The organism is Sphingomonas radicis (genome assembly GCF_051400635.1).
Lineage (GTDB): Bacteria > Pseudomonadota > Alphaproteobacteria > Sphingomonadales > Sphingomonadaceae > Sphingomonas.
The window spans coordinates 946,044-961,103 of sequence record NZ_JBLFFG010000002.1; the positions used below are offsets into that span (position 1 = coordinate 946,044).

The 15,060-nt window shown below is 65.3% G+C and carries 13 protein-coding genes; 4 read left to right on the top strand and 9 right to left on the bottom strand.

Translation table 11 applies throughout. The features are described from left to right. Position 1: 1 nt before the first annotated feature. The gene (locus ACMGDH_RS11370) at positions 2–907 is read right to left on the bottom strand and encodes a LysR family transcriptional regulator (RefSeq protein WP_436828037.1); all 906 of its coding nucleotides are present in this window, start codon (positions 905–907) and stop codon (positions 2–4) included. Between the two features lie 87 nt (positions 908–994). Between ACMGDH_RS11370 and ACMGDH_RS11375 the strand changes: the two genes are divergently transcribed. The 3 genes from ACMGDH_RS11375 to ACMGDH_RS11385 all read left to right on the top strand — a co-directional run bounded on the left by ACMGDH_RS11375 (position 995) and on the right by ACMGDH_RS11385 (position 3,966). Next, complete coding sequence (locus ACMGDH_RS11375) at positions 995–2,029, top strand: aldo/keto reductase (RefSeq protein WP_436828038.1); 1,035 nt, start codon at positions 995–997, stop codon at positions 2,027–2,029. A 10-nt stretch (positions 2,030–2,039) separates the two neighbouring features. Next, complete coding sequence (locus ACMGDH_RS11380) at positions 2,040–3,236, top strand: MFS transporter (protein WP_436828039.1); 1,197 nt, start codon at positions 2,040–2,042, stop codon at positions 3,234–3,236. Positions 3,237–3,552: 316 nt separating this feature from the next. Further along, positions 3,553–3,966 (top strand): hypothetical protein, encoded by a 414-nt coding sequence (locus tag ACMGDH_RS11385; protein WP_436828040.1) that lies wholly within the window; start codon positions 3,553–3,555, stop codon positions 3,964–3,966. 23 nt (positions 3,967–3,989) lie between these two features. On the opposite strand, the gene ACMGDH_RS11390 is transcribed toward ACMGDH_RS11385, so the two are convergent. The 8 genes from ACMGDH_RS11390 to ACMGDH_RS11425 form a co-directional block, all read right to left on the bottom strand. Further along, entirely contained in the window at positions 3,990–4,994 is a 1,005-nt protein-coding gene (locus ACMGDH_RS11390) for a sugar kinase (RefSeq protein ID WP_436828041.1), read from the bottom strand. Next, on the bottom strand, positions 4,991–5,746 hold the full coding sequence (gene kduD / locus ACMGDH_RS11395) for a 2-dehydro-3-deoxy-D-gluconate 5-dehydrogenase KduD (RefSeq protein ID WP_436828042.1): 756 nt from the start codon (positions 5,744–5,746) through the stop codon (positions 4,991–4,993). The genes ACMGDH_RS11390 and kduD overlap by 4 nt, the downstream gene beginning before the upstream one ends. A 139-nt stretch (positions 5,747–5,885) precedes the next feature. Then, positions 5,886–6,725: a 5-dehydro-4-deoxy-D-glucuronate isomerase gene (gene kduI, locus ACMGDH_RS11400; RefSeq protein WP_436828043.1), complete on the bottom strand. Its 840-nt coding sequence runs from the start codon at positions 6,723–6,725 to the stop codon at positions 5,886–5,888. Between the two features lie 23 nt (positions 6,726–6,748). Then, the gene (uxaC, locus tag ACMGDH_RS11405) at positions 6,749–8,197 is read right to left on the bottom strand and encodes a glucuronate isomerase (RefSeq protein WP_436828044.1); all 1,449 of its coding nucleotides are present in this window, start codon (positions 8,195–8,197) and stop codon (positions 6,749–6,751) included. 29 nt (positions 8,198–8,226) lie between these two features. Further along, entirely contained in the window at positions 8,227–9,528 is a 1,302-nt protein-coding gene (locus ACMGDH_RS11410) for an MFS transporter (protein ID WP_436828045.1), read from the bottom strand. A gap of 110 nt (positions 9,529–9,638) precedes the next feature. Then, the gene (locus tag ACMGDH_RS11415) at positions 9,639–10,913 is read right to left on the bottom strand and encodes a DUF885 family protein (RefSeq protein WP_436828046.1); all 1,275 of its coding nucleotides are present in this window, start codon (positions 10,911–10,913) and stop codon (positions 9,639–9,641) included. Positions 10,914–10,959: 46 nt separating this feature from the next. Continuing rightward, a complete protein-coding gene (locus tag ACMGDH_RS11420) occupies positions 10,960–11,754 on the bottom strand; it encodes a 2-keto-4-pentenoate hydratase (protein WP_436828047.1) in 795 nt (264 codons plus the stop codon). A 126-nt stretch (positions 11,755–11,880) separates the two neighbouring features. Beyond that, a complete protein-coding gene (locus ACMGDH_RS11425; protein WP_436828048.1) occupies positions 11,881–13,362 on the bottom strand; it encodes a UxaA family hydrolase in 1,482 nt (493 codons plus the stop codon). 114 nt (positions 13,363–13,476) lie between these two features. On the opposite strand from ACMGDH_RS11425, the gene ACMGDH_RS11430 reads away from it, so the two are divergent. After that, entirely contained in the window at positions 13,477–15,054 is a 1,578-nt protein-coding gene (locus tag ACMGDH_RS11430) for a carboxylesterase/lipase family protein (RefSeq protein ID WP_436828049.1), read from the top strand. Positions 15,055–15,060: the final 6 nt, after the last annotated feature.

Here is a 15,060-nt window from a genome sequence, read left to right on the forward strand (position 1 = left end):
ACTAGCGCAATCGAGCAGCAAGGAAATCGACGAAGACTCTGACGCGCGCCGGCGTGCTCGCCCCGCCCACGAACACAGCGTGGATCTGCTCCACGTCACCGGGGTTGAACTCCTCCAGGATGGGTACCAGCCGCCCACTGGCGATGTCCTCAGCCACGCTGAAGCTCCCGACGCGCGCGATGCCGACGCCAGCCGCGGCCAGTTGGCCCAGCGTCTCTCCATTGTTCGCCTCGATGCTTCCTTTCACGGTCAGCGCAAAATCATGCCCCTCCCTGCGGAAAGGCCATACGGGTTCGGCGCGGCGGAAGTTGAAATTCAGGCAGTTGAAGCGGTGCAGATCCTCCGGCACCTGCGGAGTGCCGTGCGCCGCGAGATAGTCCGGAGATGCGACGATCACGCGCCCGGTCTCGCCCAGCTTGCGGGCGGTAAGCGAACTGTCGGCCAACGGTCCGAAGCGAACCGCGACGTCCGCCTGGCCACCCGCCACATCCACCAGCGCATCGGTGAGCGCAATGTCAATCAGGATGTGCGGGTAGAGAGCGGCGAACTCGCCCAGGAGCGGCACCACGCATAGCCTGCCGTGCGACAGGGCCGCACTGATCCGCAGCCGTCCGCGCGGGGCTCCCTGGTCCGCGATCTGCTGCTCGGAATCGTCAAGATCCGCGAGGATTCGGCGCGCAGCCTGCAAATAGGACTGTCCTTCCGCAGTGAGCGAAAGCGCCCGGGTGGAACGCAGCAGCAGCCGCACGCCAAGGCGCGCCTCGATCCGGTCGATCGCCCGGCTCACCGCAGAGGGACTCATGTCGAGCGCTCGGCCGGCGGCGGAAAAGCTCCCATGCTCCACCACCGCCGCGAACAGGGCGAGCGCATGCGCCCTGTCCGTGCCATTCCTCAGCTTTGCGTCCATTGCACAAATCCTCTGCGTATGCGGGCGCTACCCCAGCCGCGGCCGACCGTCCATCTCTGCGCTGCAACAACAACGCGGTGGTACATCATGGAATATCGGCAACTCGGCTCCTCTGGGCTGCGCGTCCCGGCACTCAGCTTCGGCACGGGCACTTTCGGCGGCAAGGGCGCGCTGTTCAGCGCTTGGGGCCAGAGCGATGCGGCCGAAGCGCGGCGGCTCGTCGATATCTCTCTCGACGCGGGCGTCACGCTCTTCGACACCGCCGATGTCTATTCAGGCGGCGCTTCGGAGGAAATCCTGGGCGAGGCAATTCGCGGGCGCCGCGATGCGGTCCTGATATCGACCAAGACCGGACTTCCGATGGGCGATGGTCCGCAAGACTGGGGCGTGTCGCGCTCCCGGCTCATCCGCGCGGTCGAGGATTCGCTGCGCAGGCTCGGCACCGATTATATCGACATCCTCCAGCTTCATGCATTCGACGCGTCCACGCCGGTGGAGGAGCTGATGGGCACCCTCGATCTGCTGATCGCGGCCGGCAAGGTTCGTTATGCCGGCGTGTCCAACTATCCCGGCTGGCAGTTGATGAAGGCGCAGGCGTTGGCCGAGCGCCATGGCTGGCCGCGCCTCGTGGCGCACCAGGTCTATTATTCGCTCATCGGCCGCGCCTATGAAGCGGATCTCATGCCTCTCGGGGCCGACCAGGGCATTGGCGCGCTGGTGTGGAGTCCGCTCGGATGGGGCCGGCTGACCGGCAAGATCGGTCGCGATCGTCCCGTCCCTGCGGGTAGCCGACTGCACGAGACCGAGCAGTTCGCGCCCCCGGTGGAGGCCGAGCTTCTCTATCGTGTCGTGGACGCGATCGAGGAGATCGCAGCCGAGACGGGCAAGACCGTCCCGCAGATCGCAATCAACTGGTTGCTGCAGCGCCCCACAATATCCTCTGTGATAATCGGCGCCCGTAACGAGGAGCAGCTCGTGCAGAACCTGGGCGCCGTCGGCTGGTCGCTGACGCCCGGCCAGGTGGCAGCTCTCGATGCGGCGAGTGATGTGCTGCCGCCCTATCCCCACACGCCCTATCGCCAGCAGGAAGGCTTCGCCCGCCTCAATCCGGCGCTGGTCTGAGGAGGCAATGATGAAGCTCAACCCTGGACTGCTGGCGCTCTCGGTGGGCGCCTTCGGCATCGGCGTGACCGAATTCGCGCCGATGGGACTGCTCCCGGTGATTGCAAAGGATCTCGGCGCTTCGATTCCTGCCGCCGGGCTGCTGATCAGCGCATACGCCCTGGGCGTGATGATCGGTGCACCGCTCATGACGCTGACAACCGGCCGGGTGCCGCGGCGAATGCTGCTGATCGGCCTCGCCGGCATCTTCACGGTCGGCAACTTGCTCGCCGCGGTTTCCGACAGCTACGGCCTGCTGCTGGCGGCGCGGGTCCTCACCTCATTCAACCATGGCGCATTCTTTGGAGTCGGCTCGATCGTGGCAGCCAGCCTCGTCCCGCCGCACCGCCGGGCGAGCGCGGTCGCGGCAATGTTCATGGGACTGACGATCGCCAACGTCGTCGGCGTCCCGCTCGCGACTTGGGCGGGTGAGCACCTCGGCTGGCGGACAGCGTTCTGGGGCATTGCGGGGCTGGGCGTCGTCACGATGGCATCGCTGCGATTTACCCTGCCGCCGCTGCCTGCACCTGCCGGCGGGAATGCACTCGCGGAGCTGCGCGTGCTCGGCCGCCGTCAGGTGCTCGGCGCCCTGGCGCTGACCGTGGTCGGATCGAGCGCAATGTTCACTGTTTTCACTTATATCGCACCCATCCTGCGCGACGCGACGCATGCATCGCTAGGCTTCGTGACGGCGATGCTCGTCACTTATGGCCTGGGGCTGACGGTCGGCAACTGGCTGGGAGGGAAATTCGCGGACCGCTCCGTCGATCGGACGTTGATCGCCACCCTCGCCTCGCTTGCCGCGATCCTGGCGGCCTTCGCGATGCTCATGCCCTACGCCGCGCCGACGGCCGTACTGGTGTTCCTGTGGGGCGTGGCGAGTTTCGCGTTGGTGCCGCCGCTCCAGGTCCGGGTGATGACCGCTGCCGCCGACGCGCCGAACCTCGCATCGGCTGTCAATATCGGCGCCTTCAATCTCGGCAATGCGTTCGGTGCAGCCCTGGGCGGCGGCGTGATCGCCGCCGGGCTCGGCTATCCGGCGGTCGCCCTGGCCGGTGCGGTCACATCGGCGCTGGGCCTGATCGCCGTTCTGTTCGCGAGCCGACAGGCGCCCGCCGCGGCCGAACCGCAACTTTGCGGTGCCGCGGGTTCAACAACGTACCTCTGACAGGGGGTCGCGGCTCCCGGATTAGCTCAGCGTCCGGCACCAGGTGCAGATCGCGGAGACGACTCCACAGTGGACCTTTCTGGCGATTCCGCTTGACTAGTAGGATTTTGTTCTCAATTTGTTCTCACCGCATCAACTGATGTGGAGGGGCAAATGCACATATCTACCGAAGCGCGACGACGCGCTTTTTCGGTGTGGCTGCGAACGTTTACTTGCGGTCGCGAGCGGTGCCGAAGTTAATTCAATCCCTGGCATGATCCGGATAACGGCGACAACCCGAATTCACCAATTTCCCAATGAGCCGAAGGGGAGAAAAATGCAGAACGATAGGACGGGGGAATTACTCAACCTGATCGGTCAACTGCTGGCAGAGGACGTCGAATACTCGAACGAGGACACACTTCTCTATGCCCGACTGGCGCGAGCTCACGTAGCGCCCTCGATCTTCAAGAACTTGGGAAATCATATTCTGTATCACGCTCCGGATCTCAATCGGTTGGGCGACGCGCTGCTGGACCTGTGGTACGAGCAGGGCGGCGAGGAGCGCTGGGAAGAAATCGAGTATATCGTGCGAAACGGACGCTTCGAGGCGGCGTTCATCTATCCCGACGATATTGATCCGGAAGAAGATACTTCCGACCGGCGCGACAGGGTTGTAGCCAAATATTTCGGGAACAAGCCAATCGTGTACCCTGACCCGGATGAGGAAGACCAAATGTTCGATCTTTAACTCGAATCATTTGGCACTCGCCCTCAGCGCCGCACGTCCATCCCTCCGTCTTCGAACGCAGCCAGGTCCGTGCGCGTGAACAGGCTCGCGTCGCCCGGCAGCGAGTGCTTGAGCGCCGTCAGCGCCAGCCCGGCCTCCGCCGCAGCCTTGGCGTCGCCGCCCTCCAGCAGTCCGTGGAGCACACCCGCAGCGAAAGCGTCGCCCGCGCCGATCCGGTCGACAATGCCCGCGATCAGGGCTTCTTTGGTCTGGTAGCCGCCCGCGCGCGTGTCGACCCGGGCCGAGACGCGATGGCTGTCGGCATCGTCCACATGCCGCGCGGTGTTCGCGATCGTCTGGAGCTTGGGGAACGCTGCGAACGCCGCCTCCGCCGCTTCGCGCCTCCGCTCGGGGCCGTCGCCCGAGAATTGCCTGCCGAGCAGCAGCGAAATGTCACGGTGGTTACCAAACAGCAGATCGGCATGGTTGATCAGCTGGGTGAGCACCGCGCGCGGATCGCTGTCCCAGGTTTCCCATAGCTTGGCGCGATAGTTGCCGTCGAACGACACCGGAATCCCGCGGACGCCCGCGGCCTCGGCTGCGGCGATCGCGGCGGCGGCAGTGTTGGGCCCGAGCGCCGGGGTGATCCCCGAAAGGTGGAGCCGGGTCGCGCCTTCGAGCGCAGCATCCCAGTCCCAGGCATCGGCGGCGCGGTCGGCGAACACCGAATGCGCGCGGTCATAGACGACCTCGGACGCGCGCAACCCTGCGCCGGGCGTCAGGAAGTAGAGACCGAGCCGGCCCGGTTCCGAAACCACCGCGGAAGTGTCCACCCCACGCCGGCGCAACTCGCCGATCACTGCAGCGCCGAGCGGGTTGTCCGCCACTGCGCTCACCATCCGCACCTTGTGCTCGAGACACGCAAGACCGGTGGCGACATTGGCCTCGGCGCCGCCGACATTGACCTGTAGTGACGGCGTCTGGAGCAGCAGCTCGCGCCCTGGGGGCGAGAGTCGCAGCATCACTTCCCCGAAGAAGGTGATCGTCATCGCGCGAGCCACCCGCCGTCGACCGCAAGGATATGGCCCTGGACATAGTCTGCGGCCGATGAAGCGAGGAACACCGCGGCGCCACCCATGTCCTCGGGCGAGCCCCATCGGCCCGCGGGTATGCGCTCCATGATCTGGCGATTGCGCGTCTCGTCGGCCTGGAGCGCGGCGGTGTTGTTGGTGGCGATATAGCCGGGGGCGATCGCGTTGACGTTGATGCCCTTGGCTGCCCATTCGTTGGCGAGCAGCTTGGTGAGCCCGCCGATGCCTGATTTGGAGGCAGTGTAGCTCGGCACACGGATGCCGCCCTGAAAGGTGAGCATCGAAGCGATGTTGATGATCTTGCCCCCACCCTGAGTGACCATGTGCCGCGCCGCGGCCTGGCACAGGAAGAACACCGACTTGAGATTGGTGTCGATCACCGCGTCCCAATCCTCTTCGGTGAAGTCGAGGCTGTCGTTGCGGCGGATGATGCCGGCGTTATTGACCAGGATATCGAGCCCACCCAGCTTATCCACAACTTCGTCCACAACCCTGCCCACAGGCTCGATCGACGAAAGATCGGCCGAGATGATCTCGGCGCGTCGGCCGAGCGAGCGCGCCTTCTCCAGGGTTTCCTGCGCAGGCGTGCGGCCCACTGCGGCAATATCCGCACCCGCCGCAGCCAGTGCGAGCGCAATGCCCTGGCCGATGCCGGTGTTCGCGCCAGTGATCACGGCGACCTTGCCGGAAAGATCGAAGGGGTTGGTCATTTGAGCTCCCATCGCCCGCCACCTGCGCTCCCCTCCCGCTTGCGGGAGGGGTCGGGGGAGGGCCTGAAATATGGGAGTGCGTCGCGGTGGCGGCACCCTCCCCTAGCCCCTCCCGCAAGCGGGAGGGGAGCAAGAAAGTTTACGCCAACTGGCAGATATCCAGCACGTTCATGTCGGTATAGTCCTGGTTCTCGCCGGCCATCGCCCAGATGAAGGCATAGGCCTTTGTGCCCGAGCCCATATGGATCGACCAGGGCGGCGAGATCACAGCTTCCTCATTCGCCATAACGATGTGCCGCATCGCCTCGCCTTCGCCCATGTAATGGAAGACGCGGTCGTTCGGCCCATCGAGCTCGAAGTAAAAATAGATCTCGCTGCGGCGCTCGTGGATGTGCGGCGGCATCGTGTTCCACACGCTACCTGGCTTGAGCACGGTGAGGCCCATCACCAACTGCGCGCTGTCGCACACGCCGGGAATGACGAGCTGGTAGATCGTCCGCTCGTTCGATTCCTCCAGGCTGCCGCGGTCGAGCGCATTCGCGTCGGCGATCGAGAGCTTGCGGGTCTGGAACGCCTTATGCGCGGGGCACGACGCCAGGTAGAAGCGCGCGCCTGCGCCAGAGAACTGAACGTCCTTGGCGCCCATGGTGACGTAGAGGCAGTCCTTGTTGCCGAGGGTGAAGGTCTCGCCGTCGACGCTCACGGTGCCTTCCACCGAACCCACGTTGACGATCGCCAGTTCGCGCCGCTCGAGGAACGGGTGGCCGGCGGCAGACGGCGGCTCGGTCTGGTCCGGGAGCTTCACCGGGCCCGCGCCGACGGCCACGCCGCCGATCACGAAGCGATCGGCATGCGTGTAGTTGAGAACGCACTCGCCTTCGCGGAACAGGCCCGAGATCAGGTAACGGTCGCGCAGCTCCTCGTTCGAGACGCACTCCATCATGTCGGGGTGCGTGGCGTAGTAGGTGCGATCGAACATCGGTCTTCCTTTTTCTTGGATGCTTAGGCAGCGGCGGCGACGGGCGCCGGCGCGGGGTTTTCGAGCTTGTAGGCGCGTTTGACGAGGCCGTTGGTGAGTTCGTGGGCGAGCTCGGCCGCTTCCCAGTCGAGCAACCGCCCCTCGGCCACCAGCCGGGCGAGGAAGGCGCAATCCACACGCCGCGCGACATCGTGCCGTGCCGGGATCGAGAGGAACGCACGCGTATCGTCGTTGAAGCCGACGGTATTGTAGAAACCGGCGGTCTCCGTCGTCATTTCGCGGAAGCGGCGCATCCCTTCGGGGCTGTCGTGGAACCACCAGCTCGGACCGAGCTTGAGGCAGGGATAATGCCCCGCCAGCGGCGCCAGCTCGCGCGCATAGCTGCTCTCATCAAGCGTGAAGAGGATGATCGAAAGCTCGGTGCTCGTTCCGAACCGGTCGAGCAGCGGCTTCAGCGCGTGGACGTAATCGGTTCGGGTCGGGATGTCCGCGCCCTTGTCGCGCCCATGGCTCTCGAACAGCCCGCCATTGTGGTTGCGGAAGCTACCGGGGTGGATCTGCATCACCATCCCGTCCTCGACGCTCATCGCCGCCATTTCAGTCAGCATCTGCGCGCGGAACAGCTCGGCGTCCTGCGGAGTCCAACGATCCGACAGGATCGTGCGGAACAGCCGTTCGGCGTCATCGTGGCTCAGGTTGGCGGTGAGCGCAGTCGGGTGGCCGTGGTCGGTAGCGGTTGCGCCCGCTGCCCGGAAATCGGCACGGCGCTTGCGGTGCGCGGCGAGATAGCCGTCCCAGCTATAGACGTCCTCGCCGGTCAGCTCGGCAAAGGTGCGCATCGCGCCGGCGAACTGTTCGTGCTCGACGTCGATTACTGCGTCGGGTCGATAGGTGGTGACCACCCGCCCCGCCCAGCCGCTATTGTGAATCGTGTGATGCGGCGAAAGATCATCCTGCGGACCCTCGGTGGTCGCGAGGAACTCGATTCCGAACCGGTCGAACAGCGCACGCGGCCGGAAAGCGTCGGTCGCCAGCTTCTCGTTGATCGTGTCGTAATAGAAATCCGCGGTCGAGCCATCGAGCTGGACCTCGATCCCGAACACTTCCGCGAACACGTGGCTGAGCCACATCGACGAAGGCGTACCACGGAACAGATACCAATGGTCCGCAAGCGTCCTCCACGCCTTGCGCGGGTCGGTCGAAGGCATTCCCGCCTTGCTCGGCACGCAGAGCGCGTCGAGCGACACGCCCTGCGAGTAGAGCATCCGGTAGAGATAATGATCGGGCGAAAGCAGCAGCTCGGTCGCGTTCGACCATTTCTCATCGGTGGCGAACCACTTCGGATCGGTATGCCCATGCGGGCTGATGATCGGCAATCCGCCGATCTCGGCATAGAGAGCGCGCGCGATTCCACGCGCGCGCTCCTCTGCGGGGAAGAGCCGATCGGGATCGAGCTTCAGCGGCATGGGCATCGACTTACTCCGTTACTGCCGGTGGCGAATCAGGCCTGAGCGTCCTGCGCGATATCGATTCGCGCCAGGCGCGGCGAGAGCAGATGCACGCAGAGCAGCGCGAGGAAATAGGCGCTCGCCGCGACCGCGAACAGCGGCCAATAGGTCCCCAGTCGCTGCAGCACCTCACCCGCGTAGAACGACATCAGCATGCCGCCGATCGCGCCGACGGTGCCACCGATGCCGACCACCGATCCCACCGCCGCACGCGGGAAGATGTCCGCCGGCAGCGCATAGAGGTTAGCTGAAAAGGCCTGATGCGCCGCGGTCGCGATGCCGATGATGATCACCGCCATCCACACGCTGGAGATCGATTCGGCGAAGGTCACCGGGATCACCAGGCAGGCGCAGATGAACATGGTGAGCTTGCGCGCGCGGTTCGCCGTCCAGCCCTTGGCCATCAGCTTCGACGAGAGCCAGCCTCCGGCGACGCTGCCGAAGTCGGAGATCAGGTAGATCGCGGCGAGCGGCAGGCCGAAGGTGAGCAGGTTGAGGTCGTAGCGCTCGAACAGATAACCAGGGAGCCAGAAGAGGAAGAACCACCAGATCGGATCGATGAAGAACTTGCCGAGCGAGTAAGCCCAGGTCTCCCGGCGGAACAGCACGGTCATATAGGGCATCGGCTTGACCGGATCGGCGGGGTCCTGCTCGATCCAGGCCAGCTCGCCTTCGGTCACCTTGGGGTGCTGGCGCGGGTGGCGGTACATCATCCACCAGGCGATGAGCCATCCGAAAGCGGCGACGCCGGTGATCACGAAGGCCATGCGCCAGCCATAGGCGACGACGAGAAGCGGAACGACGAGAGGCGTAATGACCGCCCCGATGTTCGCGCCTGCGTTGAACACGCCCACGGCGAACGCGCGCTCCTTGGCCGGGAACCAATCGGTCACGGCCTTGATGCCGGCCGGGAAGTTGCCCGATTCGCCGATGCCCAACGCAAAGCGCGCCATTGCGAACTGCGTCATCGTGCTGGCAGCGCCGTGGGCGATGTGGGCGATCTGCCAGATTACGAAGGCAATCGTATAGCCGACCCGCGCCCCGACCCGATCCATGAAGTTACCGAAGAAGATATACCCAGCAGCATAAGCGAACTGGAACCAGATGATGACGCCTGCGAAGTCCTTCTCGGTCCAGCCCAGGTCCGCCATCAGTGTCGGCTTGAGCACGCCGATCATCTGACGGTCGACATAGTTGATCACGGTCGCCGTAAAGAGCAGCGCAACGATCACCCACCGATATCGCCCCACGCGCCCCGCGGCGCCCATCACAGCCGCCTCCCTGGTATCGCTCATTCAGCCTCTCCCATCTGTTTATCGGCGTCCCGCATAGCGCAACGGCGTTCCTGATAGTGGTAACTGGCGCGCGAGGAAAGCCGAGCGCCGCATCGAATCCGGTCTCTGTATCACGCCTGCTCCTCTTGCAGCAGGCGCAACGGTTTGCGACCGTCACGCAAGATGCGTTGGTGAAGTTGCCTGCGTGTTGCGGAGGAGGGCTGCGCTGCCACGAGATCCGCCAGGCTCAACCAAGTGAGCGCTTCCGCGGCACGCAATCCCGGCTCTCGAGCAATCCGTTCGATGTCGGGTTCGAATGCCGCGAAATAAGCTGGCACGCCTTGGACCGCCTCCACCTCTGCGCGCGCACGCTCGATGCTCCATCGATGGAGGTGAATTCCAGTGTCGGCAAGGCCCCGCGCGAGGCGGAAAAGCAGCCAGTGGATATGCCCGAGCTCGGCGAGCGGTTCACCGCGATAGGCGCCATCGGCAGCCATCTGTTGCTCCGCATGGATCGCCCAGCCCTCTCCGAATCCCGGCAGGTAAGCGAGCCGAAGCGGATGCGGATCCGCCGCGACTTCGATCGGGCCCTGAATCATGTGACCCGGCAGCAGCTCATGGTGGACCACGCTCGCCAGGCTCCAGCTCGGCCGCCGAGCGATGTCTTTGAGATCGACGAAATAAGCGCCCGGCATCCCCCCGGCAGGGAGCTCGCGATAGCCGCTCTTGCCAGCAGCTTCCTCGGCAGGGCTCATCCGGCGGTTGCGCACGGCGAGGCATTCGGGCGGCACCGCACCGATCAGCGCCGCCACGCGCGGACGCGTCGTGTCTAGCCAGCGATTCATGTCGGCGATGGCGCGATCCCGGCCGGTATCGCTGTCCGGATAGCGCCAGCGCGGCTCCGCGAAGAGCGCCTTGTAGCGCTCGCCCACGCTCCCGGACTTGAAACCAAGCCCACGCATCAATTCGTCGGCGCGTGTGCCGAGCTGTGCGATCTCTTGCTCGAAGCGGCGGTGCACCGTCTCGGGATCGACGGGCGCGCCGATCTGACGCTCGATCAGCAGATTATAGGCGCGCATACCGTTGGCGCGGCGCCAGACGCTAGGTTCGGCGAGAGACGGCACGCGATACGGCCCTTCCGCCTTGCCGCCCGGAAGCAGCGCGGAGAGCTCGGCATCGATCGCGAGCGCAGCCCGCACTGTCAGTAGGTCGATGCGTCGCGATGGTGAAAGTGCGGCGGCATCGAAACGCTGGAGCCGCGCCATCCGCTCGGCATAGGAACCACCGCCGTCGAGCGCCTGGATCAGCTCCGCATCAGCGTCTTCCGCGCGGGCAGCGGCGGGTATCGCCGCCAGGGCGGCGGAAACGCCAAGTCCGCCCAGCAACTCGCGCCGCGCCAGCCGCATCACGCGCCCCTTCTGTACACCTGTCCGATCCGGCCCGCGGCGCCGTTCATGACCCGCGGATCGTGCAGCGCGTGTCGAAGCCTTCCCCGAAGCGTGCCAAGACTTCGTCGCCCGGCTGCACCCGGTGCACGCCGGTCACTGCCCCGCTCGACACCCATTGGCCGGGCTCGAGCGCAATCCCGCGCGCGGCCATCAGTTCGAGCAGGAAGCGGACTGCCCCCACTGGGCCATCCAGCATCGTCTCGGCTGTCGCCGCACCGATCAGTTCCTCGTTGACCAGCAGTTCGATCGGCCAGGATTTGATCCCTGCCTCGCGCCAGTTCGGGATCGCGCGGCCGATCACCAGGCCATTGTTGTTGCCATAGTCCGAAATGGTGACCGTCGGCCCCAGTTCGTTGATCGTCGGCAGCGGCGAACTGGCGATCTCGATGCCGACGTGCACCGCGTCGATCAGATCGGCGGCTTCATCTTCGGTGAAGCTGCGCTTGCCGGCGAGCGGCGCCTTGCCGAAGCGGAGCAGGAATTCCGCTTCCGCGGCTCCGAAGCCCTGCGAGAAGATCGGCATCTCGATCGTCTCGCCGTTCGCATGGAAGATGCTGTCCATGAAGATCGGCCCCGCGAGCCGGTCGACACCGTCCAGCGGTGGATTGATCCGCCCCACCTTCCAGCCGCCGACGCGGCGCCCGTCGAGTCCGATCGCGAAATCCTGAACCTGATAGGCATCGTCGAGCGCTGGTGGAATGCTGCCCGGATAATCCGGAAGCCCCTGGCTGGCACGGCGGGCCTCGACGAAAGCCTCTGCGATTCGGCGTGCTTCGTCGGCGAATTGAACGGATCCCACCTGGCCCCTTCCTCTCTACGTGTCTCTTGGCGGCAAATTCCACCGCCGATTAAGGGAAACCGGTGTCATTGGCAACGGGCAAGCGGACCAACGGCCAATTTTGCGCTCCCCATCTTGCCGGTGGCGCTAGAGTGTCACTCCGCGCTTCCAAAAGGCGATCTCGCGCTCGCCGTTGCGTTCGGCAGCGGTCTCGGCGCCCGATACGATCGCCACGATTCGATCGAGCAGCGCAGCCTCCGCAGCCTCGAATCCTTCGGTGAGCACCTGCCCAGCGTCAAAGTCGATCCAGCCGGGCTTGCGCTGCGCGAGATCGCTGTTCGATGCGATCTTCACGGTCGGCACGGGGAAGCCGAGCGGCGTGCCGCGACCGGTGGTGAAGAGGATCACCGTCGCACCCGATGCTGCGAGCGCTGTCGAAGAGACGGCGTCGTTCCCCGGCGCTTCGAGCAAGGTGAGCCCGGCTCGGCGGATGCGCTCGCCATAGCGGCGCACGTCGGAGACAATGGCATGGCCAGCCTTCTGCACCGCGCCAAGCGACTTCTCCTCCAGCGTGGTGATCCCTCCGGCGATGTTGCCGGGCGAAGGATTCTCGGAAACGGGCTCGCCATGGCTGAGGAAATAGCGTTTGAAGTCGTTGACCACGCCGACGACCTCCTCGAACACCGGCGCGCTTTCCGCACGATCCATCAGCATCTGCTCGGCGCCGAAGATTTCGGGGATCTCGGTGAGGATCACGCTGCCGCCGGCCGCGGCAACCAGATCGCTCATCCGGCCGACCAGCGGATTAGCGGTGAGGCCCGAGAAGCCATCAGACCCGCCGCACTTCACGCCGAGCACGAGCCGGTCGAGCCCCACCGGCTCCCGCTGTGTCTTCGCCGCCTCGGCCGCGAGTTCCGCAACCAGCGCTAGCCCCTCTTCGACTTCGTCGGCAGAATTCTGCGCTATCAGCGTGCGGATGCGCGGCTTGTAGCTGTCGGGCAGCTCCTCGAGCAGTCGAGCAATCTGGTTCGATTCGCAGCCGAGACCGATCAGCAGCACGCCGCCTGCGTTGGGGTGCGCGGCTAGCGCGGCGAGCATCTTGCGCGTCGCGCCCAGATCGTCGCCGAGTTGCGAGCAGCCATAAGGGTGTGGAAACGCATGAACGCCGTCCACCTCGTCCGCGTGGCGTCGTCCCGCCTCCGCCGCAATCCGCTCAGCGGTGCGGCCGACGCAGCCGACGCTCGGCAGGATCCATATCTCGTTGCGCGTGCCGACGCGCCCGTCCGGGCGGACATAACCCAGGAAACTCCGCCCGGCGGGCACGGCTGAGTGCAGCCGGTCCACCGGGTGATAGCCATAGTCGAGCGTCCCCGAGAGACCAGTCGCCAGATTATGAACATGGACATGATCGCCGACACGTATGTCGGCCGTGGCCCGGCCGATCGGGAAGCCGAACTTCACCACGTCGGCACCGCGCGCGACGTCAGTCAACGCGATCTTGTGCCCCTTGGGAATGTCAGCACTGGCGGTAATGTCGACGCCGTCAGCCGTCACGGAATCGCCCGCCGAAACGGGTTCGAGCAGAGTCGCCACATGATCGTCGGCGTGGATGCGGAGGGCGTTGGTCATCTTCGGCTATGTGGTTCTGAATGGCTATGGGCGCAACGTTGCAATCGCATCTGACACCGGTTACCCGATGCCGCAAGCAACCGCTACCGCGGAATATACGGGTGAGGAGAAGCCATGAGCGAACGCGAGCAAACCCGTCTTCCTCTCTCCCGGCGCGCCATGATCGGCGGAACGGGCGCAATGCTTGCGGCGGCGCCGGTGCTCGCTCAAACCTCCTTGATACCCATCCGGTGCAAGGCTGGTGCATTCCAGGGAACAATCGAAAACGGTGTGCGCGCGTTCCGCGGCATCCGTTACGGCAGCGCCGCGCGTTTTCGGGCGCCACAGCCGGTGCCGGCCCCTGCTGGAGTTCAGCGCGCCGACGCCTTTGGCCCTGTCTGTCCGCAATCGAGTGATCGCTATGGGCCGCAGTCGGAGGACTGCCTGTTCCTCAACATCTGGACCGCCGACGCGCACCCCCGCGCCCGCAAGCCGGTGATGCTCTACATCCACGGCGGCGCCTATTCGTCGGGCAGCGTGACCGATCCGCTCAACGACGGCCAGGCGCTTGCGGCGCGCGGCGACGTAGTGGTCGTGACGGTCAACCACCGGCTCAACGCGCTCGGCTATCTCTATCTCGCCCGTCTTGACCCGCGCTTTGCGGACAGCGGCAATCTGGGGCAGCTCGACCTGATCCTCGCGCTCCAGTGGGTGCGCGACAATATCGCTGCGTTCGGCGGCGATCCGAGCTGCGTGATGGTGTTCGGCCAATCGGGCGGCGGCGCCAAGATCGCGACGATGATGGGAATGCCCGCGGCGAAGGGCCTGTTCCACCGGGCTGCGACGATGAGCGGGCAGCAGGTCACGGCCTCAGGACCGCTCAACGCAACTGCGCGGACACGCGCTTATCTTGCCAAGCTGGGTATCCAGGAAACAGGCTTGAACGCGTTGCTCGCGATGCCGGTGGAAAAGCTCGTCGACGGTTTGGCAGCGACCGATCCTATCCTCGGCGGAGGAGTCTATTTCGGGCCGGTGCTCGACATGAAATGGCTCACCCGCCATCCGTTCTGGCCCGACGCCCACCCGCAATCGCTCGGCATTCCGATGATCCTGGGCAACACGCACGACGAGACGCGCGCCTTCGTCGCACCCGATTCGCCCAAGGTCCGCGACCTGAGCTGGGACAATATCGCCGAGCGGATCGCGCCCGAGCTTCGCATTGACATTCTGCCTGAATGGGTAGTGGCACAGTATCGCACCAGGTTCCCCGACTGGTCGCCGACCCAGGTCTTCTACGACGCCACCACGGCCGGGCGGAGCTGGCGCGGCCAGGTGATCGAAGCCGAAGAGCGCGCGCGTGCCGGTGCGCCGGGCTGGGTCTATCAGCTGGACTTCGGCTCGCGCACCGATCCGCGGCGCGGAGCCTTCCATTCGCTCGACATCCCGCTCGTGTTCGGAACCTTGGGTGCGGAGGGTTCGCAGACCGGGACGGCTGCCGATGCGCGGACGGTGTCGCAGGCGATGCAGGAGAGCTTCGTCGCCTTCGCCAGGACCGGTGATCCCAATCACAAGCGGCTGCCGGCCTGGCCGCGCTACACCCTCGACAAGCGCGCCACGATGATCTTCGATATGCACTCGCATGTGGCGAACGACCCGCGCAAATGGCAGCGGGAGTTGTTTGCCCGCGTGCCTTATATCCAGCCCGGCACCTGAGGCCGG

Excerpts from the sequence above, each read along its gene's own strand:
- ACMGDH_RS11370 (WP_436828037.1), bottom strand. The coding sequence starts at position 907 with ATGGACGCAAAGCTGAGGAATGGCACGGACAGGGCGCATGCGCTCGCC.
- ACMGDH_RS11375 (WP_436828038.1), top strand. The coding sequence starts at position 995 with ATGGAATATCGGCAACTCGGCTCCTCTGGGCTGCGCGTCCCGGCACTC.
- ACMGDH_RS11380 (WP_436828039.1), top strand. The coding sequence starts at position 2,040 with ATGAAGCTCAACCCTGGACTGCTGGCGCTCTCGGTGGGCGCCTTCGGC.
- ACMGDH_RS11385 (WP_436828040.1), top strand. The coding sequence starts at position 3,553 with ATGCAGAACGATAGGACGGGGGAATTACTCAACCTGATCGGTCAACTG.
- ACMGDH_RS11390 (WP_436828041.1), bottom strand. The coding sequence starts at position 4,994 with ATGACGATCACCTTCTTCGGGGAAGTGATGCTGCGACTCTCGCCCCCA.
- kduD (WP_436828042.1), bottom strand. The coding sequence starts at position 5,746 with ATGACCAACCCCTTCGATCTTTCCGGCAAGGTCGCCGTGATCACTGGC.
- kduI (WP_436828043.1), bottom strand. The coding sequence starts at position 6,725 with ATGTTCGATCGCACCTACTACGCCACGCACCCCGACATGATGGAGTGC.
- uxaC (WP_436828044.1), bottom strand. The coding sequence starts at position 8,197 with ATGCCCATGCCGCTGAAGCTCGATCCCGATCGGCTCTTCCCCGCAGAG.
- ACMGDH_RS11410 (WP_436828045.1), bottom strand. The coding sequence starts at position 9,528 with ATGAGCGATACCAGGGAGGCGGCTGTGATGGGCGCCGCGGGGCGCGTG.
- ACMGDH_RS11415 (WP_436828046.1), bottom strand. The coding sequence starts at position 10,913 with ATGCGGCTGGCGCGGCGCGAGTTGCTGGGCGGACTTGGCGTTTCCGCC.
- ACMGDH_RS11425 (WP_436828048.1), bottom strand. The coding sequence starts at position 13,362 with ATGACCAACGCCCTCCGCATCCACGCCGACGATCATGTGGCGACTCTG.
- ACMGDH_RS11430 (WP_436828049.1), top strand. The coding sequence starts at position 13,477 with ATGAGCGAACGCGAGCAAACCCGTCTTCCTCTCTCCCGGCGCGCCATG.